Below are 24,675 nucleotides of genomic sequence, written 5' to 3' on the forward strand. Positions count from 1 at the left end.
AAAAATTCACACCATCAGCCTGAGTATGTCTCTTTCCGTTATTATCCCAACCAACATGTCGTCACTCACGACTGGCAAACCTCCGCATCCTTTTTCCCTCATCAAAGTTGCAGCCTCTCCTATGTCTGCCTCAGGAGAAATCTTCAAGACATTTCTAGTCATTATTTCCTCAACGGGCACCGAGACCACGTCGTCAATTTTCTGACTCATGAGGTATTCGAAAACCTTCCCAGTTCCAAAATATCTCAATATATCCATACTTGTGATGATTCCCACAAGCTTTCCGTTTTCCACCACTGGAAGCCGCCTCACATTCCAGTCGATTATTCTCTTCATTACTTCTAAAATCGGATGTGAAGGCTCAACCGTCACAACCCTTCTCGTCATATAATACCCAACATTATATCCTGTCCTCTCAGGCAAAAACTTCACAAAATCTCTGTCTGTAACAACCCCAGCTATTTCATTCTTCTCGTCGGTCAGAATTAGTCCTCCATGTCCACTGCTCAGCAAAAGCCCAGCTGCCTCAGGAATTTTGATGTACATGCTTGCTTTGGGAAAATCTTTCTCCATGATCACTCTGACCGGCTCGTTTATCGCCGAGTAAAAGCTCCCTGCAAACTTTTTCTGCACGATTTCATGCTTCTTACCACCACCGAGAAAGCTTATGACGTCTCTAGATCTCACGATTCCCTCGATTTTCTTAGTGCCAGTCTGCACGATCGGAACTCTTCTTATTTTATTCTTGACCATCAGGCTAACTATCTTCAAAATAGGGGTCGTAGATGTAGCAGTAACAACATCTCTATTTGCGATTTTCATCACTTCTCCTTCCTCTCTGTGAAGTCTCGATTTAAACTCCAGAGGCCCCCTGTCTCCATACCCATACGATGGAATTCTTCTCAATCGATCACCTGCATATCATCTTCAGTATGTCTTCTCTGCTCACTATCCCGACCAGTTCTCCATTTTTCACAACTGGTAGCCTTTTAATCTTTCTCTCGAGCATGAGTCTCATCGCTTGTACCACCTCGGAATCCTGCTCAATCGTAACAGCAGGCGATTTCATAACACTTCTGACCTTGGTTTTTCTTTCTTTTCTGGATTCTTCCGATAACCTCGCACTACCTTCTCTTATGATGTCGCTTCTAGTTATCATGCCAATAACAATTTTCTTCCCCCCTCTCACCTCAACAACAGGCACTCCCGAGAAGTGAGATTTTTCCATTATTTCCCAGATTTTTACGATTTCATCCTCCGGGCTGCACACGACAGGATCTCTTGTCATGATGTCCTCCACCTTGACTTTTAGACTAGAGAGCTCAACCAATCTCTGCATAATATCCTCGGCCCTGATCATCCCGACAATGGTTCTGTTTGTTTGATCCATCACAACCGGCAACCCGTCAAGCCCAAAATCGATTAGGGCTTTGACTACCCTTTTCAACTCAGTGGCCGGTGTGATCAAAACCGGCACGATTGACATAATTCCGCTTACAGGTATGTTCGATCTCGTCGAACTTACTCGGAGGATTTCACGCTGAGTGATAATCCCTTCCAGCATACCACCATCGACTACTGGCAAGATTCTCCATCCGGTTTCGCGCATTATAGCTCTGGCTTTAGTAACGAGATCTCTCGATCCTACACTGGGAAAAGTTTTAACCATAACTTCTCTTGCCGTGAGGCCACCAAGTGAGACCCCAGGACTCCTCAAACAATCTACCTTTCTATCTCATCTCTACAGCTTTCACACACCCACATTCCATTGACTTCGTAAAGGTGAGTAGTAAACTCTCCGCAGATCTCGCAGACACTACCCTCTATTCTCTCACCCGTTGCCATTGGCTGCGTCATGTTTGCCTCCAAGAGCTCCGGGGAAATTCTCATTATATCCCTCGTTGTTATTATGCCGACCAGCTTTCCACCATCAACCACTGGAAGCCTTCTTATGTGATTTTTAGCCATAACTCTGACAGCATCAAGCACATCAGTCTCTGGTGTTACAGTAATCACAGGCTTAGACATTATCTTTTTCACTAGAACCTTGCTGGGTCTGAGATCTGTGCTTATCACCTTCATCAACAAATCTCTCTCGGTGACTATCCCAATCGGTTTTCCTTTCTGTACGACAACGATGCTGCCAACGCTTCTGCTCGCCATCATCTTCGCAGCTTTCATCACAGAGCTCTCTGGTCCTATAGTAAGAACGTCTTTCGTCATTATTTCTCCGACGAGCACTCTATTCCTCATTGCTCTCAATTTTCTATTTGCGCAACGAGTTATTATAAATAACTTTCTAATCGATTGTTGATGGTCAGATGTGGGAAGAGTGGAAAAAGTTTGCTGCAACGGCCGCGGTTGAGTTGGTTGAACCCGGCATGACGGTCGGTCTCGGTTCTGGAACTACAATGGCTGAAGTTGTTAAAGCTCTTGCCAGGAAGAAAATAAAAGCGAAGTATGTTCCTTCTTCAGAGCAAATAGCGAAGTTGGCTTCAAGACTCGGTCTGAAGCTCTACGAACTCGGCGGAGAGCTCGACTTAACGATAGACGGCGCGGATGAAATAGATACTTCCTTCAACATGATTAAAGGCAAGGGTGGTGCGCTGACTCGGGAAAAAATACTGGCTAAAGCCGCAAAAAAAGTCGTAATCGTAGTCGACAGAACGAAACTCGTGAAGAAACTCGGAAAGAAAAACCCAATCCCAGTCGAAGTCATTCCGTTCTCCCTGCGGTTTACATCCGAAGAAATAAAGAGACTCGGCGGAAAGCCAGAACTCAGACTCTCTGGTGAAAAACCGTTTGTTACGGACAACGGGAATTATATCCTCGACGTTCGATTTAAAAAAATAACAAATCCGAAAAGCTTGGAGAAAAAGTTGAATGAAATTCCTGGCGTTGTCGAGAACGGAATTTTTACCGATCTAGCAGATATTGTCATCGTAGGTCACGAAGGCGGCTACGACGTTATCAAAAGCAAAAGAGAATTCCTCGGATTCTTCAGCAAACTTTAAGATTTGATGTTTTCGAGATATTTTTGGGCCGGGGTAGCTCAGATGGTTAGAGCGTGGGACTCATAGCCTACGTCCAATAGGCTGTGAGTGCTGACTTTCGGATGATGGGTGGGAAATCCCAAGGCCGCGGGTTCGAGTCCCGCCCCCGGCACCACTCTATTGCTTCTTTTTCAGAATTAGTCCCATAGAAATATCACAAATACGGGTATGATCACCCAGATCAACGATCCTGAGGAAACGCCGACTGAGTCTTCCTCGATCTCGTTTGTTACCTTCCCCTTAAAGGTGATTCCGTAATATTTAACAATGTTTTCTTCATTTTCAAAACCACAGTTAAAATCAACTCTAAACCAAAATGATCCAGAGGACTTCGCTCTGATTGTGACATCTACGACAAAATTTCCTCCTTCTGTGATGAGCACGGTTGTGGGATGATTTATATCTACAACTTTGTTATCGTTGTTATCCGTAATATGCACTAAGACATTTCTCGAAAAGTTGTTGACAATCGTAATTGGATACGTTATAGTTTGATTCTCCACAAGTTTCAAGTTCAAGCTGTTTAACTCCGCAGGATATCTGATGCTCAAAGAAGCGCTCACAAGCGTGGAACCCAAAAGCCAAAACAACACGACGATTCCGATAGCACTTTTTCGCATCTCTTCCACTAAAACTCAGAAATCGACATTTTTAAAGGTTATACCAAAATTTCGTTATCGCTTTCTTGATCGTTCCGGACACTCCGAGAACTTCACAGCCACGCTCTACGAGTTCTTTTCTTATCCGTGGGAGGTCCAAATGTCGACATCTGATAACAACCCCGTTGGCTGGAAGTTTTCTGATTATCTCGCATCCAACTATACCCTCAATTATTTCTGGTTTACCACGCACGACTATGTATCTTCTTCTTTCTCTACGCAACCCGACACCCCAAGAAGATAATTCCTGATGATGCGTGTAGCGTTTTCAACCTTTGCCGGTCTGGCGAGCACCTTCACTTTCACATGAATCACATCATCTCCTTCAGAAAGCTTTACTTTTCCTTCATAAGCCTCCTGTTTGGAGAGCCGCAGGTAAAGATGACAAGAGCTATCGAACTTGTTTTTCAAATTCTCGATTAAACTCTTCAAATCTTCTCTGCTCATTTTTCTGATTAGATCATCAAGACATGACTGAGCCTTCTTTCCACGGCATTTACCAAAAAATTTTGTGATGGGATTTCCGTAGTGACCTCTTAAAAGATTTTTTTCAACTCCGATATTTTCAGGAAGCACTACTTGCAAACACTTCAACACCTTGTTCTCGTTCTCAGTGGCATGAGCGAAAACAGTGACCTCGAGATTATCCACTATTCTTTTCATTCTACTCATTCGCCCTAGCGCTCGGCCTTACTTTCTCCGCACCTTTTCCTTTCCGTCTCAGTCCACGCATCTTTTTTCCAGCGCTGGTGAGCCCTCTGAACGCTCTTCCTTTATGTTGGGGTTCGGCTATCCATTTCAGCTGTGGATCGCTTTTTATAACCGGATGATGCGGATCTACAAGGATGACTTCATAATACTCATGTGTTCCATCAGATGCAACATGGTAGGAATTCAAAACTTCCATGTTTGGAAATTTTCTAGCTGCTCTTTCTTCCGCAATCACCTGCAGACTCTTTCCAGGCGTAATCTTTCTAACTCCCATTCTTTTCGGTTTTCTTCCTCTAGATGGTCTAGGTTTTCTCCTTCCACCCTTTCTGACCCTCACCCTTACGACAATTATCCCTTGCTTGGGTTTGTAGCCCAGACTCCTAGCTCTTCTCGGTTTAGTAGGTCTCTCAACTCTGACGATCGCCGGACCTTTTCTCCACTTTATGAGTCTCTCTTTCATCACAGCTTCTAAATCCTCTTCAGGTATGTTGTATCGTCTCACTCTAGCCCACCACAATCTTCCTAATTTTCTCTGCGATTATAAGCGCAGCCTCTCTCTGCGCCTCCACGGTCGAAGCTCCAATATGAGGAGTGAGCACAGTATTCGGACATTCCAAAATCGGACTGCCAACCGGTGGTTCCTTTTCGAAAACGTCCAAGCAAGCTCCTCCAAGTCTACCTGATTTAAGCGCCTCCGCAAGCGCCATTTCATCCACAATTGGTCCTCTCGATGTGTTCACAAGCACAGCTCCAGGCTTCATCATCGCAATTTCTCTTTCTCCGATCATTCTCCGTGTTTCTTCTGTCAATGGCACGTGAATGGACACAAAGTCGGAATTTCTCAAGAGTTCCTCAAGTCCAACATATTTCCCGCCAACCTCTTTAGCAAAATTCTCGTCTCTTACGACATCGTAAAACAGCAGATCCATCCCGAAAGCTTTCGCTCTCTTTGCCACTTCTTTTCCAATGTTTCCAGTTCCTATTATTCCAAGAGTCTTCCCACGGAGCTCTCTACCCATCATGGCTTTTTTCTCCCACTTTCCACTCTTCATGCTCATGTCGGCTGCTGGAATTTTTCTAACAATCGCCAACATAAGCCCGATTGTTAGCTCCGCAACCGCAACGGATGGTGCTTCTGGAGCATTTACTACGATGATTCCTCTCTCCCTTGCGGCGGCCACATCTATGTTGTCAAGTCCAACACCAGCCCTCGCGATTAATTTAAGTTTTTTCCCTGCTTCAATAACTTCTTTAGTCACTTTTGTTGCACTTCTAACCACGAGAATATCCGCATCCTTTACACGCTCAAGAAGTTCTTCTATCGACATTCCGGGTCTTACCTCTACCTCTCCGAGCTTACGGAGTTCTCGCACACCGTCTTCGTGGATGTTGTCTGCTACCAATATTTTCATCACAATCCCTTCGTCGCCACTATCTTTATCACATCTCCTTCCTTCAACTCATAGTCTTCTCCGATTCTTCTTTTTGTTTTGGCGTCGACAGCATATAAAAACGTTTCTCCTAGATCTGTGTGAATCTTGTATGCAAACTCCTTTACCGTAGTCCCGCGTCTTACCAGAAACGCATCGGGTAGAACATTCCCGTTCTTATCCGCAAACTTGTTTTCATCGCTTACAGGATATACAACTATTAATTCCAGCAAATCTCTGACCGCTATCTCTATAGCTTGCTGAACGCCAGTGCCTCCAAACTTCTCCATAAGTTTCTTCACCCTTTCAAGCGCCGATTTCTGAAGATCGGTGAGCTTTTCTGGATGTTTTATAATGAAGCTAGGATCTCCGGGCTGGTAGGAAATGATATCTTTCTCCGCTGCTCTTCTCAGTATCAGCTCAGCCTCCGCGGACGCAGGAACAGTGAGATATCCAGCATGTTTTAACCTTTCGATGTTTTTCTCGGCCGTCGGAACATCACATTTGTTTGCAACTATTATCATCGGTTTGCTAACCTTCTGCAGCTCGCCAGCAAAAGACAGAAGATCCTCATCCGACCACTTCTCCGGGTCCCCCCTATCAACGCCGGCCTTCTTCATCGCCTCAATTACCTGCTCTTCGGTTATCCCCAATCCTGTCATTATCTTTGCAATCTCCTTCGCAAGATCCAATCTCTGATATTTTGTTCGTCTAGCAAAGCTCTTCCAATCTTTAGCCAGGATTCCTTTTATCCACATTCTGATTTCATTTTCCAAGAACTTCACGTCCTCCAGGGGGTCGTGGCTTCCAGGTTCACATACTCTCCCCTCTTTGTCTGTTGATCCGGATGCGTCCACAATGTGCAGAAGCGCGGCAGCCATTCTCAAGTCGTCCAAGAACTTGTTCCCGAGACCCCTCCCCTCATGTGCGCCCTCGACAAGTCCTGCAACATCTATGATCCTTACCGGGATAAATCTGGTTCCATTAATGCACATCGAATTCTGAGGATTACATTTAACGTTTAACTCTCTACATGGACATGGACGTCGAATGTAGGTCACGCCGATGTTTGCCTCAATTGTTGTAAACGGATAATCAGCAACCGGAGCGTTGAGGAGAGTAGCAGCGTTAAAAAACGTAGTTTTCCCGGAGTTCGGTTTTCCGACCAATCCAATCTCCATCAAGTCTTTTCCCTCAGGAACCAGTTTCTTTCAAGCTTGCTGCCAAAACTTCTGACACCTTCCTTTACAAGCTGTGCCCGTAATCTTGCCGCATATTCTTCGGAAATCTCGCCTTTTTTCTCGAAATAATTGATTATCTCTAGCGCTTGTTCGTCCGTATCACATCTTCTCAAAAAGTCAATCAGGTTCGGTCTCTCTCCTATTGCAGTTTTTTCTCCTTCCTCAATCGAACTTCTGACAGAGCTTATCCTATATCCCTGGGATCCTAAAATTTCTCTGGCGAGATTCGGAAACTTTCTTTTGAATTCTTCAATATCAATCTCCATTGTTTTACGACTCCTTGGGTCTCCATTTTTTCTTTTTAACTTGTGGCTTCGTGTAAACAAATGTACCCGGCGGCACATCTTCGTAGACATACGTTCCGGGACCAATTGCGGAGTTTGGTCCGATTTTAACTCCAACATTTATGGTGCAGTTTATACCCGTCTTTACATTATCAGCGATTATAGTTCCAAGCTTCCTTCTCCCGGAGCTCACAACCTTCCCATCGATTTTCATTTTTATCGGTCTTTCATCAAGCCTCAGATTGGCTATAGTTGTTCCAGCGCCAAGGTTGCAGTTACTCCCGATAACGCTATCCCCAACGTAAGAAAGGTGCCCCACATGTGTGTTATCCATGATAATCGAATTTTTGATCTCAACCGCGTTTCCTATTCTCACATTGTCTCCAATGCTCGTGCAGGGTCTGATGAAGCAGTTCGGCCCGATATCACAATTCCTTCCGATATAAGTCGGCCCGATTATGTATGAACCAGACCTTATTGTCGTCCCCTCTCCTATGTAGACTTTACCTTCTATGTGCGCTCCCACCTCAATCTTTCCATGAATCTCATGTTTGATACCTTGGAGAAAATACTCATTAGCGACCAAAAGGTCCCAAGGTCGTCCAATGTCGGCCCAGAGCTTCACAGGTGAAACATGGATGCTCTTTCCTTCATCTATCAAAATCTGCATAGAAGTGGTAAGCTCATATTCTCCCCTAACAGACTTTGGTGTTCTGTGTATTGCCTCGAAAATCGCTGGATCAAAAATATATATTCCAGCGTTCGCCGTTCTGCTTTTTATTCTCTTGGCTTTTTCAACAATTTTCACAACTTTTCCGTTCTCCACAAAAACGATTCCAAACTGTTCAGGCTGATCAACTTCAATGGTCGCCATCACTCCGCCGAAATTCCCATTATCTTTCACCCTCTCATACTTTTCAAGCAGACTTTTCATTGATTCGAAGTCAACGAGCGTGTCTCCATTCATCGCTATGAACCTTTCTTCTCCGACAAAGTCCTCAGCCATGCCTAGTGCGTTCGCAGTTCCAAGCAGCTTCTTTTGCTCGATGTAATGAAGCTTTAATCCCAGTTCTCTTCCATCCTTATATCTGTCAATTATCTGCTCCTTTCCGAAGCCAACTATTAAAGCAACTTCCTCCACGCCCAAACTCTTAAGGAGGAGCAATACATGATCTAGGGCCGGTTTTCCGGCCACAGGCAATAAGAACTTCGGTTTTGTGAAAGTTAGCGGTCGCAGTCTCTTGCCCAATCCAGCAGCTAACACAACCGCTTTCATTTTCTCATATTCACTAATCGCGGTGTTTCTCTATAAAGCCATATCTAAATGATTTTTTCCACAACCTTGGAAGCTTTCTCGACGAGCATTTTGGTGACCTCTGGGCTTCTACCTTCTGCCGTTATTCTTATGTAAGGTTCAGTCCCGGAAGGACGCACGAGTACCCATCCATCTTCAGTTTCTACTCTGATTCCATCAACCGTTGTTAAGGAAATGGTTTCCAGCATTCTTGGTAATTCTTCGGAGACCTCTTTCATGACTTTTTCCTTTATCTCGTTGGGGCATGCTATCTTCTTCCTCGCTATTGGAAATTCTGGAAGCTCATCTGCTAGTTCTGAGAGTGGTCGTCCTATCTCCTCGAGCATCATCAGAACTTTGATTGCTCCGAGTGGTCCATCTGGCGCAAGATGAAGGTCGGGAAATATCATAGCACCACTGGGTTCTCCTCCAAATTTTGCGCCATATTTGGCAACTTCACAAGCCACGCTCACATCTCCTACCTTGGTCCTAACTACCCTGCCTCCAGCCTTTTCCACGGCTTCGTCTACGATCATAGATGCATCAACTGTCGTGACAACGGTTCCTTTGCTTTTCACGATCCAGCTGGCGAGCATTGCCACTAGCTTATCTCCGCCAACAAACCTTCCGTGATCGTCAACGACAGCCACCCTATCCGCGTCTCCATCATGCGCTATCCCGAGATCCGCCCTAACCTCCTTTACTATCCTGCAGAGGACTGTTAGGTTTTCTTCGTTTGGTTCTAAGCCTCTTCCCGGAAATCTGCCATCCAAGTGACAATTCAGCCCGATTACTTCGCATCCAAGCTTTCTCAGAAGAAATGGTGTAACAACGCTGCCAGCGCCATTGCCGCAATCTACAACAACTCTAAACTTTCTTTCAAGTTGCAGATTTTTGAGTATTTCCTGTATGTAGGTTCTGCAGACATCAATCTTTCGTGATTTTCCAACAAACTTCCACTCAACACCTTTCCAAGATTTTTCAAAATAGATTCGCTCTATCTCCCTTTCCATCTCCGCTGTATATGCCATTCCGCGCTCATCCCAAAATTTTGCTCCATTGTACTCGGGTGGATTGTGGGATGCTGTTATGACTGCTCCAGCTTTCTTTCTGAGAATTCTCACAGAAAAAGCCAAGGCTGGAGTCGGCGCAATTCCTCCATCGAGTACTTGGCATCCACCGCCCATAATCCCGGCCATTAGTGCGTTCGCCAAAATCTCTCCAGATAATCTAGGGTCTCTGGCAACAATTACCTCCCCTCCGCCAATGAAAGTCGCCAAAGATTTTCCAATTTCTATGAACATTTCTGGTGTTATATCATGACCGAAAACTCCTCTTATCCCAGAAGTTCCAAAAAGTCTTCCCATTATCTTCCCTTATGTCTGCTGAGGCTTTTTCAAAATCTTGCTCTTGTAAACTTCAATTCTGCGGATAGGATGAATAACCTTTATCGCCTTGAGGATATCCATTGCGAGCTTTCCGAGCACCATTTCCTGCACAAACTGATCAAAAGTTCTCTCCGCAGCTCTTTTTTGTATGATTTCTCTTATCATCTTCCTCATAGTGGAGATCTTAGAACTCTTAGTCTTTCCCGCCGTTATTGCCATCGAAGTTATCCTCATTTGATATCCGTCTGTTGTCTGCACAGGAGTTATTTCGTCGACTTTCTCGCTTCTTCTTCTAACCAGACTTCTGATGTAGTCTTTGACCATCTCATGTCCATCAAACTCTGTATGAGCTTTCGTATCCTCAACCTTGGTTATCTTAAAATAGAGTTTGACACATGACTTTGAAGGGTCATTGAAAATATCACCGAGCGTAGTTTCGAAGACTCTCCCGATTAAGTGCGAGGGATCCGAAGCAGGGATCTCTCCTACCATCGCTCCTCCGAACATCGAAGGAGCGTATACTTCATACCAGACTTTCTCCTTCCAACTTTTGATTTTCTTCCTCTCAGTAGCCTCTGTCATCCGATCACCCTATCTCTCACGATTTTCGGCCATTTCTCCATCTCCATCCCATGCTGAGCTAAAAAGCCCACGACCCATCTGTTTGTTCCAAATCCGCAACATCCAGTCCAGACCTCCCTTCCTCTTGCTTCTTTTATTCTAAAGCTTTTTGCAAATTTATTTCCATGTACGTTATAGGACCCTACTTCGAGCCATTCTTGATTGTAAGGCAGAAAAACTTCTAGGTCGTAAGTGGCAGCACCGACTTCTCCTTCGGACCCTTCACGCAAATAGAAAGGTGTTGCTACTTTAACCCTCCATTCCATTCCGAGTTCTTCCGCCAGTGCCACACTTCTTTCCACCATCTCATCCCTGATTTTTCTGATATCCTCTGGTTTTCCGAGCATTATCGCCTCAATTCGCTGGAATTCTTGAACTCTGGTCAGTCCTTCCACACCTCCGCCTTCCCACCTATACGTCCATCCGCTGCGATCGAACTGCTTAACCGGAAGTTCTTCCATTTTCACGATTTTTCCGGAAAACTGCTGATAGAAGGGTTCACACTGGGCAGGAGCGAGGACATAAGCAGGATTCTTGAGAACTTTTCCGAGTTCTATTACATCGATTTCTTTCTTCAGCCTGATTTTTTGCTTAAATTTCTCAAAAGCTTCTGGGTCTCTTGGGGGAGGACAAACATAATACATTCCTTCCGGAACGTTGTCAAGATAACCTGGCATCTTCATCATGACCTTGAGCGGTATGAGTTTTGGTAAAAGGACTTCCTCAAACCCCATCGGCTTGATAATTTTTTCAACAATTAAATCTTCGATGGCAGTGAAAAGTTTAGCATAAGGAGAGGCATAAATCCATTGGCCTCTCCCCGGAAATTCTTTCACCCATCCAAGCTCGAGAGCTAGTTTGAACGGATCCTCTTTGAACTTGTGCTCTTTTGGTTCACTTCTCTTTACTATTTTTTCTTCTTCCACTCTCGGAATTTCGACAAGGGCTTTTTCTGCATCTGCGACTAGTCTGTCGATCATTCTTTTTCTGATGTCTGCTTCCCCCAAGTTGTTCAAAATCAAAACGATTTCTTTTGTTCCTTTTTCTATCTTGCAAGGCAAATTGCTTAGTCTATCTGTTGCGGTTTCCGGATCTATGCAGGGTATCCTTATTCTACAGTTTGGAATTTCAATTGTTTTCAATCCTATTTTATGTTTTTTTCCAAGTTCTTCAGACATTACACGGGCAAACCGAAGTAAGACATCGTGTGCCCGAACTTTTCTGCCCGACTCCAACATAAGAGTAACGGAGTCACCTTCTATCTTGAAGCCCGTTATTTTCGCAGCATCTTCTTTATCGCGGGCACCTTTTACGAGCAAATCTTCATTTTTATGCAAAATTTCAGAAATCTCCACCTTGATTTCCTCAATTGGTTTTCTGAAGACTATTTTGCCCTCTAGTTCGAATCTCATTCTTCCACCTTCTCTTTTGTAAATCCGAGTCCGATTGCCTCCTCTGCAGCTTGGAGACAAGAAAGGAGGTCATCGATCGTGGCAATCAATGTTCTAATCCTTCCACCGAAATTTATCTCCGTAAAGATAACACACCCTTCGCTTTTAGTGATTATTTTCATCTCATTTGGAGCTTCTAAGTTATCAGGTGTTAAGGCTTCCGCCAACGCTCTGGCAGTTTTTTCGTCCTCATATTCGATTTCTAGTTCCGCTTTCATTTTCATAGCGTTCCCCAGATATTTCTTCTCCATTAGGTTTTATTCTGATGCTTCCCAGCCTAATTTCGGTAATTTTCTCTGGATTTTCAACCGCTGTAATGATTTCGATATATTTTTCCCGCATGTTAAATCCGTCTACTATCCCCAAACCAAGTAATTTCCTTTCCTCGTCGACCAATCCAACTAGAAGTCCTTTCATAATTTGGAGATTTTCTAAGAAATGAACTTTTTCTCCCAGTTGCCAGAATTCGTAATCCTCATGCTTTCCAAGGATTCGACACTTGTTGGTGTCAATTCTCACTTTTCTCGCATTTTCAAAGTATTTCGCGAAGTTTAGCCTTCTTATCTCAGCTCTTTCTCCTCTGCTTCTTCTTCTAACGTGAGGCGAAACGGGTATTCGCTGAACTTTCCAGTTCGGGAAAAATCTCAGAATTCGTTCGAGTTCACAAGTTCGTTGCAGTCCAACAACTATGTCTGGCTCAAGTAATTCTTCGGTCAAAATTTGTAGAAAAGCCCCCAGCCCGGTTATCCAGCCAGGCGTGTTAATCAGTAGAACGTCGGCCAAAGTGGAGCCCTTTTTCGTCAATTTAGCCATACCGGCCAAGAATTCTGGTATATGATTCGCGAGTGAGACATTGCCCACGAAATAAGACGCCACCATTGGCACCTCCGAAAGAAGGCATACAGGTTTTTCGAAAATACCCAAAGCTACAGTGGTAGGCGGTCCGATATCGCTTTGTCCGACGTCTCCATCAACAACAGCAACTTTAAGCCCATTTTGAAAAAGGACATTTCCAACATACGTCGCAAAGAAGGTTTTTCCCACATCCACCTCTCCTATTATGAGAACCTTGCCCCTAGATTTTTGGATTTTCTCAATGACTTTTGTCCAATCTTCCGGAATCGCAACCCCCGTTAACTCTTCCAACCTTCCCTCCTCCCCCAACTGATATTCGACAAGCGAACGTGTCAGAACCTCAATCGGAACGGATCTCAATCTTGGAACAACAATTTGGTCTCCCTCAGTTCGTAATCCGCCCGACACGCGCAGACTGCCGCTTATTATTCGAAGATTTGCCGGTCCCTCGAGTCTGTACAATTTCCCCGGAGGAAGTTCAATTTTCATAATTCATCAGAAAATTGTCAGTTAATTTCAAATATTTATCTCCGTGAGTATCTCCTCTGTTAAAGAGACCAACTCCTGTAAAACTTTGTACATTGATACTCCGGACGACGCGAAGAATCCGGCGGCATTAGCATGACCACCTCCACTGATTTTCTCATTGGGGTATCTTTTCCTAAGTTTTTCAGCAAGCCTCGCCAGAAACTCGCCGCAGTTGATGATTTTTCCATCTGTCCGCATAGAAATATGTGTTCCTATTTTCTTTGGACAAAATACGATGATTACTGTTTCCTCTCCTTCCTTTTTAAATTCATTCATGTGTGCAAAGGCAACAAATGGTAGAATCGCAGAGAAAGCTGTTTGTTCTGCTCTGCGAATCTCTCTAGCGAAAATTAGATAAATGGATGCATTGCCGACCTTTCCAAGATGTATAGGATTTTTGACACGTTTCTCTAAAATTTTCCAGTCGTTTTGAAATTTTTCGTAAACTTCTCCGATAAGTTTACCACTTTTGGTGGAGAGAAATTCCTCCACGTTTTTTGGATATTTTCCAGTTTCGGAGAGTTCAATGAAGAAGTTTAGAACAAGATCGGGGCCATAGGGTATATCTAGGACAAAATCTTCAGAATAGAGATGCGCAAGTGTTCCAGCATGAACAATTTCTGTAATTTTATGTAAAATGGCAGTTTTTGTTCGGTCTTCTGTGTCAAACATCGTTGGTTTCTCCTTCACTATCTCGAAAATTTCTGGAATTTTTGGTCGGACATATTCTAAGAAAGGTCTTGCGAACGGCTGACATTTACCGCTGACGACATCAAACGCGAAATCTCCTCTACAGCCCATCGCGCAAATGAAATCTTCGATTTCTCCAGATATACCAAGCTTCGTCATAATCATATGGCAAAGAAGTGTGGTCGCAGCAGCATATTCTTTATTATCAGATCTTGGATTGAACACTTTGCAGATTTTAGGCATGCCCTGGGGCTGGTGGTGATCTATAATCAACACATCGCTCGCAATTTCGCAAATTTCATCGTAGTCTTCAAAAGTCCCCTTGTCAGAAACTATCAGCAGGTCGAATCTCCCCTCTTTTCCGAAACTTTCCACATCCTTCTTGGTTAGTTTGAAATCTGGAGGCATAACCGAGATTGTTTCAATTCCTCCGTATTTTTTTAGCATTCTTTTTAACAGAAAAGCACTGCAGACTCCATCTACATCGTTATGAGAAAAGTTTAAAACTTTAGATTTTTTTCCAAGACCTTTGATTGTTTCGATAGCGTGTTTAAAGTCAGAATTCTCTCTGTATAGTCTCTCAACCTGTTCAAAGTAGTTCATGCACCTCCTCCCAAATATCTATCCAGCGCCCTCAGAAAATCATCAAGCTTTTCTTTTCTCACTCTTGCAGAAGCTGCCACATCGTGTCCACCTCCGTTTTCTCCAACTTCGCTCGCCGCTTTCCTCACAGCCTCTCCAACATTGTAGCCCGCATCAGCAAGACCAAGAGTCGCTCGCACGGAAATTTTTAGTTCATTTTCATTTATCACGCTTATTCCCGCGGCGGGCTTGTCTTCTCTAAGGATCGCAGACTCGAGTAAAAGAGAAATAGCCTCACCTATCATGAGAGGTCCAATTTCAGGACAGAAAATGTAACGGAAGTTTTTCATTTCTTTAAAGCTTTCCATCTTTTTCATTATCTGTTGTAAAATTTTCAGCATCTCTTTTTGTCTGGTTTCAAATCTATCCAGAGCGGTATTCAACATCCCCTTATCTCCGATTGCAACCGCAAATCCAACATCGGCCGAATTCATATCAGCACAGCTATCAAGCAAATACGCGAAATCTCTTAAGTCATTAGTTCCTACAAGTTCTTTTTGTTTATCAATGTAAATTTTTCCCCATATCAGATGTCCAAGATCTTCGCCAATGTTGGTTTTCGCAATGATAGCGTCCCGCAAAGTTTTCTCGCTTTCTTCATCAAGCTCACAAATGGACACTGACGGATCGATGTCTAAATTTTCTAAAAGTTTTCTACTTTCATCGATGTCTCCAGAAAGTCCTGGCAGATAAGGTCTGGTGGAGAGCCAAAGAGAAAAAAGAACTGATCGCAGACTTCTCCCTGCAAGTTTTAATCCTTCCTTTATTTCCACCATGCCGAAATCTACCGCTTGTTTTAGAAATATCGCGTTTGCTCCTTGGAATCCATCTACAAACTCTTGCCTATCTCCAATTGCCCCTACTAGAGCAAGTCTGATGAGTGACTTGAACTTTGCTCCCATATTTTCGGCCACGAGATACGCCACACCACTAGCACTTATGTCCCGTCCGCCATTTATTCCAACCGTATGCGAGTGAACGCATCTCAAATTAGAATGAGTCTTGAGCTCACCAGCATGATGATCGATCAAAAGAACGGTTTTTCCCTTAGCCAGCAGATGTTTATGGATGTCTTCAAGCTGAGTGGTGCCTTGGTCTACAAAAATGAATACCCCGCAACTTTCTCTGCTTAGTTTTTCTATTTCATCACTTCTCATGGGTTTACAAAATTTCACAACGTATGGAACGTTATAATAATGAAGACATCTGGCCAAGATGGCAGCTGCAGAAATCCCATCCGCATCGACGTGGGAAATGATTTTGACGCTTTCGCCCTCTTCTAACTTTTCTCTCAAAAATTCAGCTGCTTCCTGTGCATCTCGCTGGAGTGACTTTAACTTTTCTCTCATTCAATCCCCAAAGGGGTTCATACGAGCAAGCTGGCCTTTTCTCTGTCATATCTCCAGTCTGGAGGCAATTCGCCCTTTCTCTTGTAGTATCGTACAAGTCTGTTTATTCTTGATTCTACGATTTCCAGAGCTCTTTTTGTTTTATAATCTTTCTTGTGTTTAGAAAGGTGATCATAAAGTTTTACAGCCTTTCTTATGACATTCGCCAAATCTTCTGGGAGCTTTGGCATGAGTCCGTGTTCCTTGAGAATTTGTTTTACAGTCTTTCCCGTGATTTCCCGGACGCTAGGTACCGCATACTGATCTCTGAGTATCAACCCTATCTTACTTGGTGGATTTCCTTCTTTGGCAAGCTTTACCACGAGTTTCTCAACTTCTTCAGAGTTTGGTATCTCGAGTCTCATCTTCTTCCCCTATACCTTCTCCATATTTCCCTTTAAACCAAGTTAAAAACTTTCTGACTGCTATCCCACGATGAGAAAGAGCATTCTTCTCCTCAGTAGTCATCTCTGCATAAGTTTTGCCATTTATTTCGAAAATTGGATCAAATCCAAATCCGTGTGTTCCTCTCTCTTCAAAGGCTATTTTACCTCTGACAGAAGCCTCAAAAGCAATAGGCTCCAGCCCAGGTGTGCAGAAACCCACTGCTGATCGAAACTCAGAAGTTCTATCTTCAACACCGTTCATCAGCTTCAATATACCTTTGTTACCTATTGTGAGGAAAACGAATTTGGAATATGGGCCCGGAAAACCTTTTAGCGCATGTATGAACATTCCTGCATCTTCTACGAAGCATGGTTCCTTGATTTTTTCGCAGGCCTCTTTAGCCCCGATTTTCACTATTTCGCTTAAATCATCGGATTGAATCTCGGTATAAGACATCCTCTTCCAATTTATTTTAACTCCGACCTCCTTCGCTATTATGTAAACTTCTTTGAACTTATGCTCATTTGTTGTGACAAAGTTCAGCGCCAAGTTCTCTCCTCTCTTGCCACATATCTTCCTCTCTTAGAAATTTCTTCTGCTCGTTTTATTATCTCCTCTGCTCCAGAGCCAAAAGTCTTGCGATAGCTCTCGATTATTTGGTGATAGGCTTCATTAACTATTCGGAAGTGTACGCTCTCTAGAGCTCTTCGGAGAAGATGAAGATCAACGCCCCTTGCTTCAGTCGAAGAATCGTATTCTCCAAGTCCGAAATCTATGAAAAATACTTCATCGTTTTCTGTTAGTATCATGTTAGATGTTGTCAGATCTCCATGAACAATTCCTGCTCGGTGAAGCTTTGCCACATATTCTCCGATTTTCCTGTAAACTTTTCTACGTCTTTTGGTTGGTATCCGATCCAGAATTTTCTTAAGCTGTATGCCCTCTATGAATTTCATGACAATTTTTGAACTCTCAGGATCTACCTCGAAGATAACCGGAACCGGTACGCCAGCCGCTTTTGCGTCCATCATCAATTTAGCTTCCAAAGAAGTCCTAGATTTTCTCAACCACCGGTCGATTTCGGGTATCCTATATTTTTTCGAAATTCTCAATTTTATGATGACTTTACCCTTCCCTCCGCGGTGAAGAACAGAATGGAAATCAGCGAGATACAAGTCTGCCTCGGCACCTTTTTTTATCATCTCCATGTCACTTCCACCTCATCCGTTCGCCATCTCTGTTTTACCTGGGTTTCTTCCAGTCTCTGTCTACAACCACTCTTGTAAGCCAATAATCCGGTCCAAGCAATCATTACACCATTGTCTTGACAGAGTTCGGCCGGAGGGACAACAAATTTGGCTCCATGTTCCTTGGCCATTAAACTTAACATCTCACGCAATCTTTTGTTAGCTGCAACACCTCCGGTGAGCATGAGCTCCTTTTTCTCAGTGTGAGCCAGAGCTCTTTCAGATACTTCGACCAAAGCTGCAAAGGTAGTCTCTTGTAAACTATATGCAACATCTTCCAAACGTTCTCCACTTTCGACGAGTCTGATCGCTTCACTCAGTATGCCACTAAAAGACAAGTCCATCCCCTTGACAGCGTAAGGCAGGTGGAGATATTTTTTGCCCTTTTTTGCCAGCTTTTCTATCTTGGGTCCTCCAGGATGAGGTATTCCAACCTCTCTGGCAAAAACGTCCAGGCAGTTACCTAATGGTATATCTAGTGTTTCTCCGAATATTCGATATCTACCAGAAGCGAATGCAATCACTTGTGTGTTTCCACCGCTTACATAAACGGTTAAGGGATCTTTAGCTTTTCCAACTAACCTTCCGATCTCTACATGTGCGATGCAGTGATTAACCCCAATGATTGGGATTTCGAGCCATGCAGCCAGGGCTCTGGCAACTGTTGCAGCGGTTCGTAACACAGGACCGAGTCCAGGCCCCTGTGAAAATGCGATCAAGTCCAAGTCTTGAGGAGAAACCCCAGCGATTCTCATAGCTTCTTCTATAACTTTTCCCGCATTTTGAGCATGAAACCTCGCAGCCTCTCTAGGATGAATTCCTCCACTTTCCGGGATATACGTTTTCCAACAGTTGGCGAGGATCTTTCCTCTAGAGTTCATCAAGCCGATCCCGAAGGTATGAGCAGTTCCTTCTATTCCGAGGCATATCATCATATTCCCAATTCCGTTTAAGAGATAATACCTTTAACCCGTATCATGAGAACTTATTTACATTGGTGTATAATTTGAGCTGTATGCATGAAGAAATCCTGAGGAAAGTCCTTGAGAAGGTAAAACCGAGCAACCAAGATTTGACCAGAATGTTGTCCGCCGCACGTAAGCTGCAGGCGATTGCAGAGAAAAAAATGAAGCAACTCGGAATTGATGCAAAAGTCATGCTCGTTGGTTCTGCCGCAAGAGGGACTTGGTTGAAAGGGGAAAAGGACATCGATCTTCTGCTTCTTTTCCCTGAGAAAATATCTGAAGAGGAGATGGAGTTTCTCGGAATGAAGCTTGCTAGAGAAATTGCTGGATCATCAGGGAAAGAGGAATACGCCGAGCATCCGTACGTTAGAGTGGTTTTTGAGGGATTTGAAGTCGATTTAGTCCCTTGCTTCGATATTTCTGATCCGACTAAGACAAAAAGCGCTCCGGATCGTACTCCGCACCACCAGCAATATATTAAAGAAAGAATCAAGGGAAAGCTCGCGGATGAAGTGCTTCTTCTCAAACAGTTTGCCATAGGGATCGGTATATACGGAGCAGAAGCAAAAGTGCAAGGATTTTCCGGATATCTTTGTGAACTTTTGATTCTTCACTACGGATCATTCATGGAACTTGTAAAAAACGCCTGCAACTGGTATCATGGCGTCGTCATCGACATTGAAAAATTTTACAGCGACAGACGTGATCTCTCAAAGCTATTTCCAAATCAACCTCTAATCGTGATAGACCCAGTAGATCCGAAACGAAATGTGGCTGCAGCGGTTTCTCACAGAAGTTTTAGCGTGTTTATTCAGGCTTGCAGAGATTTTCTGAAATCACCGAGCTTGAATTTCTTCTTCCCGCGACCTCCAAGAAGATTAACTCAAAAAAGTCTGCGTGAAATCCTAAAGCAAAGGGAAACAAGATTCATAGTCCTTTACATAAAGCATGATGGAATATCTGAGGAAGTTATGTATCCTCAGCTTAGAAAAACGGCCAAAGCCATTCATACTGGGCTTGTGCAAAGGGGATTTTCAGTGCTGCGTTATGCCGTATGGTCAGGTGACCGTCATGCTGCCATCGTAATGGAGACGTTTCCCAAGAAGTTACCAAATGTTGAGGCTAGAGTTGGTCCGCGCCCACCGATCGATTCATCTAAGTTTATCGAAACGTACATAAATTCCGAGCGAACAATTGTCGGTCCAACAGTAAATGAGTTTGGCAACATTGTTTTCGAGATCGAAAGAAAATGGAGAGACCCGGTATCCGTTATAAAGGATCTGCTTCAGAAGCGTTTGGGTTTTGGCAAGGATGTCGCAGATCTCATAATGAAGGGAAATTGCGAACTTCTGATCGATGCAGAGGCTTCCAAGCTCCTGCGAAATGAGGACGCCAGACTTTTCTTGTCTGAATATTTTGACGATCGTCTTCGCTGGTATAGATAAAAAAGTCTACACATTATATTTTTAAGTTGAGACATCTTCATAATATGGATGACTGTGGAATTCAGGCGCGAAATAGAAAAAGCGACATTCCGCAGTCCACTTGAAGGATTTAATCTTGTGACGCAAGAGGTGGAGGTTCGTGTAGATCCGCTTACCGGAAGAAAATCGCGTTTAAACATCCAAAGAGCCCGTCGGCCAAAACATGTCAAATGCTCTCCAGAATACGAGCAAATAATTGAAAGCTCTAGAAAAGGCTGCTTTTTCTGTCCCGAGAACATAGAAAACACAACTCCAAAGTTTCCATCTCCACTTCCGGATCGGATATGGGTTGGAGAAGCATGTGTTTTACCGAATCTCTTCCCATTTGCAGCCCATCATGCCGTAGCAGTGATATCTCGAGAGCATCACATAGAGATGTCTTCTTTTTCTCCAGTTCTTTTGCGCGATTGTATGAAAGCATCGCTCGAATATTTCAGACGGATATTCGAACTCGACAATTCAGCCAAAATATGGAACATCAGCTGGAACTACATGCCCCCAGCCGCTGCTAGTCTCATTCATCCTCATTTTCAGCTTGTAGCATGTAGGGAACCGACTTTCTTCCTTCATACCATGCTTCAAAAAAGCAGAGAATTTGAGGAACGCGCGGGGAAGAATTACTGGAGCGAGCTGATAGAAGTAGAGCAAAAACTTAATGAACGATATATTGGGAGAAAAGGAAATGTTCACTGGATAGCAGCATTCTCTCCAATTGGCAACAAGGAAATCATAGCGGTTTTTGAGGGAAGTTCTTCATTAAGTGATTTGAATGACCAGCAGATTTCCGATTTCTGCGAAGGGCTCTCAGCTATTCTTCGTGGTTACTGTGAAATTGGTGTCAGAAGCTTTAATATGGGAACCTTTTCTGCACCAGTTGGTGAAAACTGGAGTAACTGTTATTGGCTTAATATAAGGCTCGTTGCGAGACCAACACCGGCGTCTCTTTATGCCGGCGACATAGGTTTTATGGAACTCTTCCAGCTTGAGCCAGTGATAGACACGATGCCGGAAGATCTTGCTTCCTTTTTGAAGAACTATCTACGCTGAAGATTTCTGAACATAAGAAATCCAAGACACAAGCCGACAATACATAGAAGGATGACAATTATTGGCACATAGTTTACTCCGGGTTTCGCTATAATGTTAAGGGTTACGAAAGGAGCAGTTTCTCCAATGATCTGGATACCCCCCGCCTGGCCGGTCCAAGGATGTATGGGAAAAACCAACAAATACTTATCTGAAGGAGCCTCTTTGCTCACTATTATCACCACTTTCACCATTCTGGCAGGGTAGAACTTATTTTCCCCTAAAATCTTGACATATGTGTCAACATATTCTGACCATTCTTCTCTTGGAGGCACCTCTACTACTGGTTGACCCGGTGTCGTGAACACAGCTATCACATCTTTTTCACTAATGGGGGCTTGATCATCTCTAGCAGAGTTTTCCGGATCTATCAAAACCGAGAAATGTTTTGGTTCAATAATTTTGTTGTCTTGGTAAACCTCAGATCTGATAACTGCCCAGCAGTTCTCGTCCGAGACCTCCGCATTGTTGACGATATAAAGATAGACAGTTGCGTTTTCTCCAGCTTTCAAGTTCAAATTTTTATAAAAGCTAGGAAAGTCGGCTAAAATGGCTGCCTTAGCCGAGACTTGGGGAGGAAACATTATTAAAAAAATAAAAATAACCAGACCGCCGAGTGTTCGAGCTCGGTGGTCTGGCATCTCTCTCCCTCCAGCCTTACGGAGCGGGTAGGCTATTGTCTTGAACTCTCACCCATACAGTCCCCGTGAAGTTGACCGTTGTTGGAACGTTCAGTGCTGGTACCTTTATTCTGAAGTTTTCCCTGATCGTGTGCTGCTGATTTGCTGCTAGGTCTCCTCTCAGCAATGCGTAGGTTTTTGTCAATGCAACCCAGGATCCGCCCTCGAATGGTCTGTGCTCGATATTATCAACTCCGATTGTCCAGCCTCCACCAGTTAGATCAGTTCCTTTTATGTAGACATCCACTCCGGAAACATTTTCACTGTTAACAACGACAGTGAAAGGATTCGTCAATGCTTCCTTGGTTTCTCCTGCAGTAACGCTGCCAAAGTTGATGTTATCGCTTATAGATACTATCTGCACGTAACCGATGCCTGGGCTTAAAGTAACGTACATTGGTTTGCTAGTTTCCGCGATCAGACCGGTCCCGTAAGTTGCATTTCCGCTGGAATCAAAGTTTACATCGAAATAATAATCTATGACATTGTCTGATACCTCGCCCCACGTGTTTCCACTCACCGTTGTAATGACATCCAAAGCGTCAGATATGCTTCCTCCGCCGATGTCAACGGGGAATCCACTACCGTTGTCAGCGCATATCATCACCGTGAATCTGAGAGTAGCCGGTAGGCTTACGCCCAAGGCACTCCATGGCATCGAGATTTCAACGGTCTTATTTGTAGCGCTGAAATAAGAAGCTCCGGCGGTGGTATACTGCCACGATGTGTTATAATATCCAGTAGTAGCCACTGATGCCTTTATAACTCTCTCCCATCTTGCATTCGCGTTCACAAGTGTTGTTGTGAAATCTGGGAACCATTCATTTCCAGCACTGTTTAGAGTGGTGTCGACGGCAATATAGACGAGCACTCTCCATGCATCTGTCATATTTGTAAAGCGCAGAAGGAAATAGATATTTTCCGTATCTCCCGTTACCCTGAATTCGCTCATGTCACAGTTTTCATGACCCTCAACATCTGTTCGTTGGTCTCCTGTGTTGTCCTTCCATATCCACTCTCCATTTTCGACTGTGTACGTGTTTACTGCGGCAGGCGGTGTTCCAATCCAGTCGTTTGGATTTCCATCGACGGTTCTTGTCCCAGCGAAGCTAGCAGGTGCTAAAAGCACTCCAAGAGAAACTGCGAAGACGAGGAGAACTGCGACAGTCCCGCTCAAGTGGCGTATGGTTTTGCTCATGCTCTTTCTCACCTCCCACTTTGTCTTTTTTAGCTTTTATAAAACTCTAGGTTTTGATGGGAAAGATTTAAATACCATGAAATCTTCAACCGATAAGGTGAAACATGAACATCCTATATTTCTCCTTTGAATTTCCACCCTATTTCGTGGGTGGTCTTGGAACTTACGCGTATGAGATGAGTCGAAGATTTGCCAGGTTTGGTCATAGCGTGACGCTTTTCGCAATGAATCCAGGAGATGCCGTCACTACCGATCTGGTTGAGGGTGTTGAAGTTCACAGACCACTTCTCGCAGATGCCACAGATCTTCTCCCTTGCATAGTTCCAGAGGACATAAAATACTGGCCTCCAAAATCGCAGCGCTATTTTGCCGATGTTTTGATGTATAACATTCTCTCTGCAACCAAGGCTGTAAATCTTTTGGTCGGCAAGAACAACAGAAAGTTCGATCTAATCGTTTCACATGATTGGCTCGGCTGCATGGCAGGTATACTTTGTAAAAGGATGCTTCAGTTGCCATTTATTCTTCATTTACATTCAATTGAAGAAGGCAGGAGTGGCGATGGTTCAGTGACTATAAAATCGCTGGAAAAGCAAGCCGGAAAAATTGCGGATAGAATAGTCACAGTAAGTTACGCTATGAGAGACCAGTTGGTTTCTCTTGGATACCCGGAAGCCAAGATAAGAGTAGTCTATAACGGAATCGACGAGCAGAAATATGATCCAGCGAGAGTTCCAGAAGAAAAAGTCAAGGAATTCAGAGAATCTCTTGGAATAGGCAATGATCCGCTCATATTTTTCGTTGGACGACTGGTTTGGATAAAAGGTGCAGACACACTTGTGAGAGCGATGCCAATGATTCTTCAAGAAGTCCCAAACGCGAAACTCTTGATCCTTGGAAAGGGAGACCAAGAGGAAATGATAAGAGAAATGGTTGAACACATGGGAATACAAAAGAGCGTCATTCTTGAGTACAAGTATGTCAAAGAGGAGGATAGAATTCTGAGATACGCAGCATGTGATGTTGCAGTGTTTCCATCAAAATATGAGCCCTTCGGTCTAGTCTGTACGGAGGCAATGTCAATGGGTAAACCAGTGGTCGTAGGTGCAAGGGGGGTCTCGGGCATGCGTGAGCAGGTAATTCCTTGGGGACCTGACAGGTGTGGAGCACACATAAATCCGGATGATCCAAGTGACATAGCAAAGTTTGTTGTTGAAATCTTGAAGGATGACGGTCTGAGAAGACAAATGGGTAAAAATGCAAGAAAAAGAGTACTCGAGAAATTCACGATTCAGAAAGTTGCCGAAGAAACGATTAAAGTTTATGAGGAGACAGTGCAGGAATTTTCACGCCGTTAGGCTACATTTAAGTTAGCCTGCGTTTAAATTTTCTT

28 protein-coding genes and 1 tRNA gene are annotated in these 24,675 nt (G+C 43.8%); 5 read left to right on the forward strand and 24 right to left on the reverse strand.

Features of this window, described 5'->3' with window-relative positions; translation table 11 throughout:
* Positions 1–6: 6 nt before the first annotated feature.
* The 3 genes from QXF64_01275 to QXF64_01285 are packed head-to-tail and all read right to left on the reverse strand — an operon-like array spanning position 7 to position 2,253.
* Positions 7–906, reverse strand: coding sequence for a CBS domain-containing protein (locus QXF64_01275; GenBank protein ID MEM1689125.1), 900 nt, complete (start codon positions 904–906; stop codon positions 7–9).
* A 4-nt stretch (positions 907–910) separates the two neighbouring features.
* Complete coding sequence (locus QXF64_01280; protein ID MEM1689126.1) at positions 911–1,717, reverse strand: CBS domain-containing protein; 807 nt, start codon at positions 1,715–1,717, stop codon at positions 911–913.
* A 5-nt stretch (positions 1,718–1,722) separates the two neighbouring features.
* On the reverse strand, positions 1,723–2,253 hold the full coding sequence (locus QXF64_01285; protein MEM1689127.1) for a CBS domain-containing protein: 531 nt from the start codon (positions 2,251–2,253) through the stop codon (positions 1,723–1,725).
* 68 nt (positions 2,254–2,321) lie between these two features.
* On the opposite strand from QXF64_01285, the gene rpiA reads away from it, so the two are divergent.
* Together rpiA and QXF64_01295 are read left to right on the forward strand one after the other, a co-directional pair.
* Positions 2,322–3,014, forward strand: a complete 693-nt coding sequence (gene rpiA, locus QXF64_01290) for a ribose-5-phosphate isomerase RpiA (protein MEM1689128.1) — start codon at positions 2,322–2,324, stop codon at positions 3,012–3,014.
* A 27-nt stretch (positions 3,015–3,041) separates the two neighbouring features.
* Positions 3,042–3,168 (forward strand) — tRNA-Met (locus tag QXF64_01295).
* Positions 3,169–3,190: 22 nt separating this feature from the next.
* Here the strand turns inward: QXF64_01295 and QXF64_01300 are convergent.
* From QXF64_01300 to QXF64_01390, 19 genes are read right to left on the reverse strand one after another with little or no spacing between them, the layout of a single operon-like run.
* Positions 3,191–3,673 carry a hypothetical protein gene (locus tag QXF64_01300; GenBank protein MEM1689129.1) on the reverse strand — a complete coding sequence of 161 codons (483 nt, stop codon included), beginning with the start codon at positions 3,671–3,673 and terminating at the stop codon, positions 3,191–3,193.
* A gap of 31 nt (positions 3,674–3,704) precedes the next feature.
* A complete protein-coding gene (locus QXF64_01305) occupies positions 3,705–3,935 on the reverse strand; it encodes a hypothetical protein (GenBank protein MEM1689130.1) in 231 nt (76 codons plus the stop codon).
* Positions 3,908–4,375: an RNA-binding domain-containing protein gene (locus tag QXF64_01310; protein MEM1689131.1), complete on the reverse strand. Its 468-nt coding sequence runs from the start codon at positions 4,373–4,375 to the stop codon at positions 3,908–3,910. Before QXF64_01310 ends, QXF64_01305 begins: the two co-directional genes overlap by 28 nt.
* Before the next feature lies 1 nt (position 4,376).
* Positions 4,377–4,925: a 50S ribosomal protein L15e gene (locus tag QXF64_01315; protein MEM1689132.1), complete on the reverse strand. Its 549-nt coding sequence runs from the start codon at positions 4,923–4,925 to the stop codon at positions 4,377–4,379.
* Position 4,926: 1 nt separating this feature from the next.
* A complete protein-coding gene (locus QXF64_01320) occupies positions 4,927–5,835 on the reverse strand; it encodes a hydroxyacid dehydrogenase (protein ID MEM1689133.1) in 909 nt (302 codons plus the stop codon).
* The gene (locus QXF64_01325) at positions 5,835–7,034 is read right to left on the reverse strand and encodes a redox-regulated ATPase YchF (GenBank protein ID MEM1689134.1); all 1,200 of its coding nucleotides are present in this window, start codon (positions 7,032–7,034) and stop codon (positions 5,835–5,837) included. The genes QXF64_01320 and QXF64_01325 overlap by 1 nt, the downstream gene beginning before the upstream one ends.
* Positions 7,034–7,360: a DUF2095 family protein gene (locus QXF64_01330; GenBank protein MEM1689135.1), complete on the reverse strand. Its 327-nt coding sequence runs from the start codon at positions 7,358–7,360 to the stop codon at positions 7,034–7,036. The genes QXF64_01325 and QXF64_01330 overlap by 1 nt, the downstream gene beginning before the upstream one ends.
* A gap of 4 nt (positions 7,361–7,364) precedes the next feature.
* Positions 7,365–8,654 carry a sugar phosphate nucleotidyltransferase gene (locus QXF64_01335; protein MEM1689136.1) on the reverse strand — a complete coding sequence of 430 codons (1,290 nt, stop codon included), beginning with the start codon at positions 8,652–8,654 and terminating at the stop codon, positions 7,365–7,367.
* A gap of 44 nt (positions 8,655–8,698) precedes the next feature.
* Entirely contained in the window at positions 8,699–10,039 is a 1,341-nt protein-coding gene (gene glmM, locus QXF64_01340) for a phosphoglucosamine mutase (protein MEM1689137.1), read from the reverse strand.
* A gap of 9 nt (positions 10,040–10,048) precedes the next feature.
* On the reverse strand, positions 10,049–10,642 hold the full coding sequence (locus QXF64_01345; GenBank protein ID MEM1689138.1) for a 30S ribosomal protein S3ae: 594 nt from the start codon (positions 10,640–10,642) through the stop codon (positions 10,049–10,051).
* Entirely contained in the window at positions 10,639–12,093 is a 1,455-nt protein-coding gene (locus QXF64_01350; protein MEM1689139.1) for an aminoacyl--tRNA ligase-related protein, read from the reverse strand. The genes QXF64_01345 and QXF64_01350 overlap by 4 nt, the downstream gene beginning before the upstream one ends.
* Positions 12,090–12,356 (reverse strand): KEOPS complex subunit Pcc1, encoded by a 267-nt coding sequence (locus QXF64_01355; protein ID MEM1689140.1) that lies wholly within the window; start codon positions 12,354–12,356, stop codon positions 12,090–12,092. Before QXF64_01355 ends, QXF64_01350 begins: the two co-directional genes overlap by 4 nt.
* The gene (locus tag QXF64_01360; GenBank protein MEM1689141.1) at positions 12,322–13,476 is read right to left on the reverse strand and encodes a Clp1/GlmU family protein; all 1,155 of its coding nucleotides are present in this window, start codon (positions 13,474–13,476) and stop codon (positions 12,322–12,324) included. Before QXF64_01360 ends, QXF64_01355 begins: the two co-directional genes overlap by 35 nt.
* A 27-nt stretch (positions 13,477–13,503) precedes the next feature.
* Entirely contained in the window at positions 13,504–14,808 is a 1,305-nt protein-coding gene (locus QXF64_01365; protein ID MEM1689142.1) for a DHH family phosphoesterase, read from the reverse strand.
* Positions 14,805–16,196, reverse strand: a complete 1,392-nt coding sequence (locus QXF64_01370; GenBank protein ID MEM1689143.1) for a DHH family phosphoesterase — start codon at positions 16,194–16,196, stop codon at positions 14,805–14,807. The genes QXF64_01365 and QXF64_01370 overlap by 4 nt, the downstream gene beginning before the upstream one ends.
* A gap of 17 nt (positions 16,197–16,213) precedes the next feature.
* Positions 16,214–16,600, reverse strand: a complete 387-nt coding sequence (locus tag QXF64_01375; protein MEM1689144.1) for a 30S ribosomal protein S15 — start codon at positions 16,598–16,600, stop codon at positions 16,214–16,216.
* Positions 16,575–17,171: an XTP/dITP diphosphatase gene (locus tag QXF64_01380; protein ID MEM1689145.1), complete on the reverse strand. Its 597-nt coding sequence runs from the start codon at positions 17,169–17,171 to the stop codon at positions 16,575–16,577. Before QXF64_01380 ends, QXF64_01375 begins: the two co-directional genes overlap by 26 nt.
* Entirely contained in the window at positions 17,162–17,824 is a 663-nt protein-coding gene (locus tag QXF64_01385; protein ID MEM1689146.1) for a KEOPS complex kinase/ATPase Bud32, read from the reverse strand. Before QXF64_01385 ends, QXF64_01380 begins: the two co-directional genes overlap by 10 nt.
* Positions 17,821–18,804 (reverse strand): bifunctional N(6)-L-threonylcarbamoyladenine synthase/serine/threonine protein kinase, encoded by a 984-nt coding sequence (locus QXF64_01390; GenBank protein MEM1689147.1) that lies wholly within the window; start codon positions 18,802–18,804, stop codon positions 17,821–17,823. The genes QXF64_01385 and QXF64_01390 overlap by 4 nt, the downstream gene beginning before the upstream one ends.
* A gap of 80 nt (positions 18,805–18,884) precedes the next feature.
* On the opposite strand from QXF64_01390, the gene cca reads away from it, so the two are divergent.
* Positions 18,885–20,279 (forward strand): CCA tRNA nucleotidyltransferase, encoded by a 1,395-nt coding sequence (cca, locus tag QXF64_01395; GenBank protein ID MEM1689148.1) that lies wholly within the window; start codon positions 18,885–18,887, stop codon positions 20,277–20,279.
* Between the two features lie 48 nt (positions 20,280–20,327).
* The gene (locus QXF64_01400; protein ID MEM1689149.1) at positions 20,328–21,365 is read left to right on the forward strand and encodes a hypothetical protein; all 1,038 of its coding nucleotides are present in this window, start codon (positions 20,328–20,330) and stop codon (positions 21,363–21,365) included.
* Here the strand turns inward: QXF64_01400 and QXF64_01405 are convergent.
* Complete coding sequence (locus QXF64_01405; protein ID MEM1689150.1) at positions 21,353–22,045, reverse strand: hypothetical protein; 693 nt, start codon at positions 22,043–22,045, stop codon at positions 21,353–21,355. The genes QXF64_01400 and QXF64_01405 overlap by 13 nt on opposite strands.
* A gap of 16 nt (positions 22,046–22,061) precedes the next feature.
* Positions 22,062–23,282: a hypothetical protein gene (locus QXF64_01410; GenBank protein ID MEM1689151.1), complete on the reverse strand. Its 1,221-nt coding sequence runs from the start codon at positions 23,280–23,282 to the stop codon at positions 22,062–22,064.
* A 104-nt stretch (positions 23,283–23,386) separates the two neighbouring features.
* Between QXF64_01410 and QXF64_01415 the strand changes: the two genes are divergently transcribed.
* Positions 23,387–24,640, forward strand: coding sequence for a glycosyltransferase family 4 protein (locus QXF64_01415; GenBank protein ID MEM1689152.1), 1,254 nt, complete (start codon positions 23,387–23,389; stop codon positions 24,638–24,640).
* Positions 24,641–24,675: the final 35 nt, after the last annotated feature.

The sequence above is a fragment of the Candidatus Hadarchaeales archaeon genome, assembly GCA_038823825.1.
In the GTDB taxonomy this organism is placed as follows: Archaea; Hadarchaeota; Hadarchaeia; order Hadarchaeales; family Hadarchaeaceae; genus JAVZGN01.

Excerpts from the sequence above, each read along its gene's own strand:
- QXF64_01390 (MEM1689147.1), bottom strand. The coding sequence starts at position 18,804 with ATGATGATATGCCTCGGAATAGAAGGAACTGCTCATACCTTCGGGATC.
- QXF64_01415 (MEM1689152.1), top strand. The coding sequence starts at position 23,387 with ATGAACATCCTATATTTCTCCTTTGAATTTCCACCCTATTTCGTGGGT.
- QXF64_01345 (MEM1689138.1), bottom strand. The coding sequence starts at position 10,642 with ATGACAGAGGCTACTGAGAGGAAGAAAATCAAAAGTTGGAAGGAGAAA.
- QXF64_01360 (MEM1689141.1), bottom strand. The coding sequence starts at position 13,476 with ATGAAAATTGAACTTCCTCCGGGGAAATTGTACAGACTCGAGGGACCG.
- glmM (MEM1689137.1), bottom strand. The coding sequence starts at position 10,039 with ATGGGAAGACTTTTTGGAACTTCTGGGATAAGAGGAGTTTTCGGTCAT.
- QXF64_01300 (MEM1689129.1), bottom strand. The coding sequence starts at position 3,673 with ATGCGAAAAAGTGCTATCGGAATCGTCGTGTTGTTTTGGCTTTTGGGT.
- QXF64_01350 (MEM1689139.1), bottom strand. The coding sequence starts at position 12,093 with ATGAGATTCGAACTAGAGGGCAAAATAGTCTTCAGAAAACCAATTGAG.
- QXF64_01410 (MEM1689151.1), bottom strand. The coding sequence starts at position 23,282 with ATGAGCAAAACCATACGCCACTTGAGCGGGACTGTCGCAGTTCTCCTC.
- cca (MEM1689148.1), top strand. The coding sequence starts at position 18,885 with ATGCATGAAGAAATCCTGAGGAAAGTCCTTGAGAAGGTAAAACCGAGC.
- QXF64_01330 (MEM1689135.1), bottom strand. The coding sequence starts at position 7,360 with ATGGAGATTGATATTGAAGAATTCAAAAGAAAGTTTCCGAATCTCGCC.
- QXF64_01320 (MEM1689133.1), bottom strand. The coding sequence starts at position 5,835 with ATGAAAATATTGGTAGCAGACAACATCCACGAAGACGGTGTGCGAGAA.
- QXF64_01310 (MEM1689131.1), bottom strand. The coding sequence starts at position 4,375 with ATGAAAAGAATAGTGGATAATCTCGAGGTCACTGTTTTCGCTCATGCC.
- QXF64_01370 (MEM1689143.1), bottom strand. The coding sequence starts at position 16,196 with ATGAGAGAAAAGTTAAAGTCACTCCAGCGAGATGCACAGGAAGCAGCT.
- QXF64_01335 (MEM1689136.1), bottom strand. The coding sequence starts at position 8,654 with ATGAAAGCGGTTGTGTTAGCTGCTGGATTGGGCAAGAGACTGCGACCG.
- QXF64_01285 (MEM1689127.1), bottom strand. The coding sequence starts at position 2,253 with ATGAGGAATAGAGTGCTCGTCGGAGAAATAATGACGAAAGACGTTCTT.
- QXF64_01385 (MEM1689146.1), bottom strand. The coding sequence starts at position 17,824 with ATGATAAAAAAAGGTGCCGAGGCAGACTTGTATCTCGCTGATTTCCAT.
- QXF64_01355 (MEM1689140.1), bottom strand. The coding sequence starts at position 12,356 with ATGAAAATGAAAGCGGAACTAGAAATCGAATATGAGGACGAAAAAACT.
- QXF64_01375 (MEM1689144.1), bottom strand. The coding sequence starts at position 16,600 with ATGAGACTCGAGATACCAAACTCTGAAGAAGTTGAGAAACTCGTGGTA.
- QXF64_01400 (MEM1689149.1), top strand. The coding sequence starts at position 20,328 with ATGACTGTGGAATTCAGGCGCGAAATAGAAAAAGCGACATTCCGCAGT.
- QXF64_01365 (MEM1689142.1), bottom strand. The coding sequence starts at position 14,808 with ATGAACTACTTTGAACAGGTTGAGAGACTATACAGAGAGAATTCTGAC.
- QXF64_01325 (MEM1689134.1), bottom strand. The coding sequence starts at position 7,034 with ATGGAGATTGGATTGGTCGGAAAACCGAACTCCGGGAAAACTACGTTT.
- rpiA (MEM1689128.1), top strand. The coding sequence starts at position 2,322 with ATGTGGGAAGAGTGGAAAAAGTTTGCTGCAACGGCCGCGGTTGAGTTG.
- QXF64_01405 (MEM1689150.1), bottom strand. The coding sequence starts at position 22,045 with ATGCCAGACCACCGAGCTCGAACACTCGGCGGTCTGGTTATTTTTATT.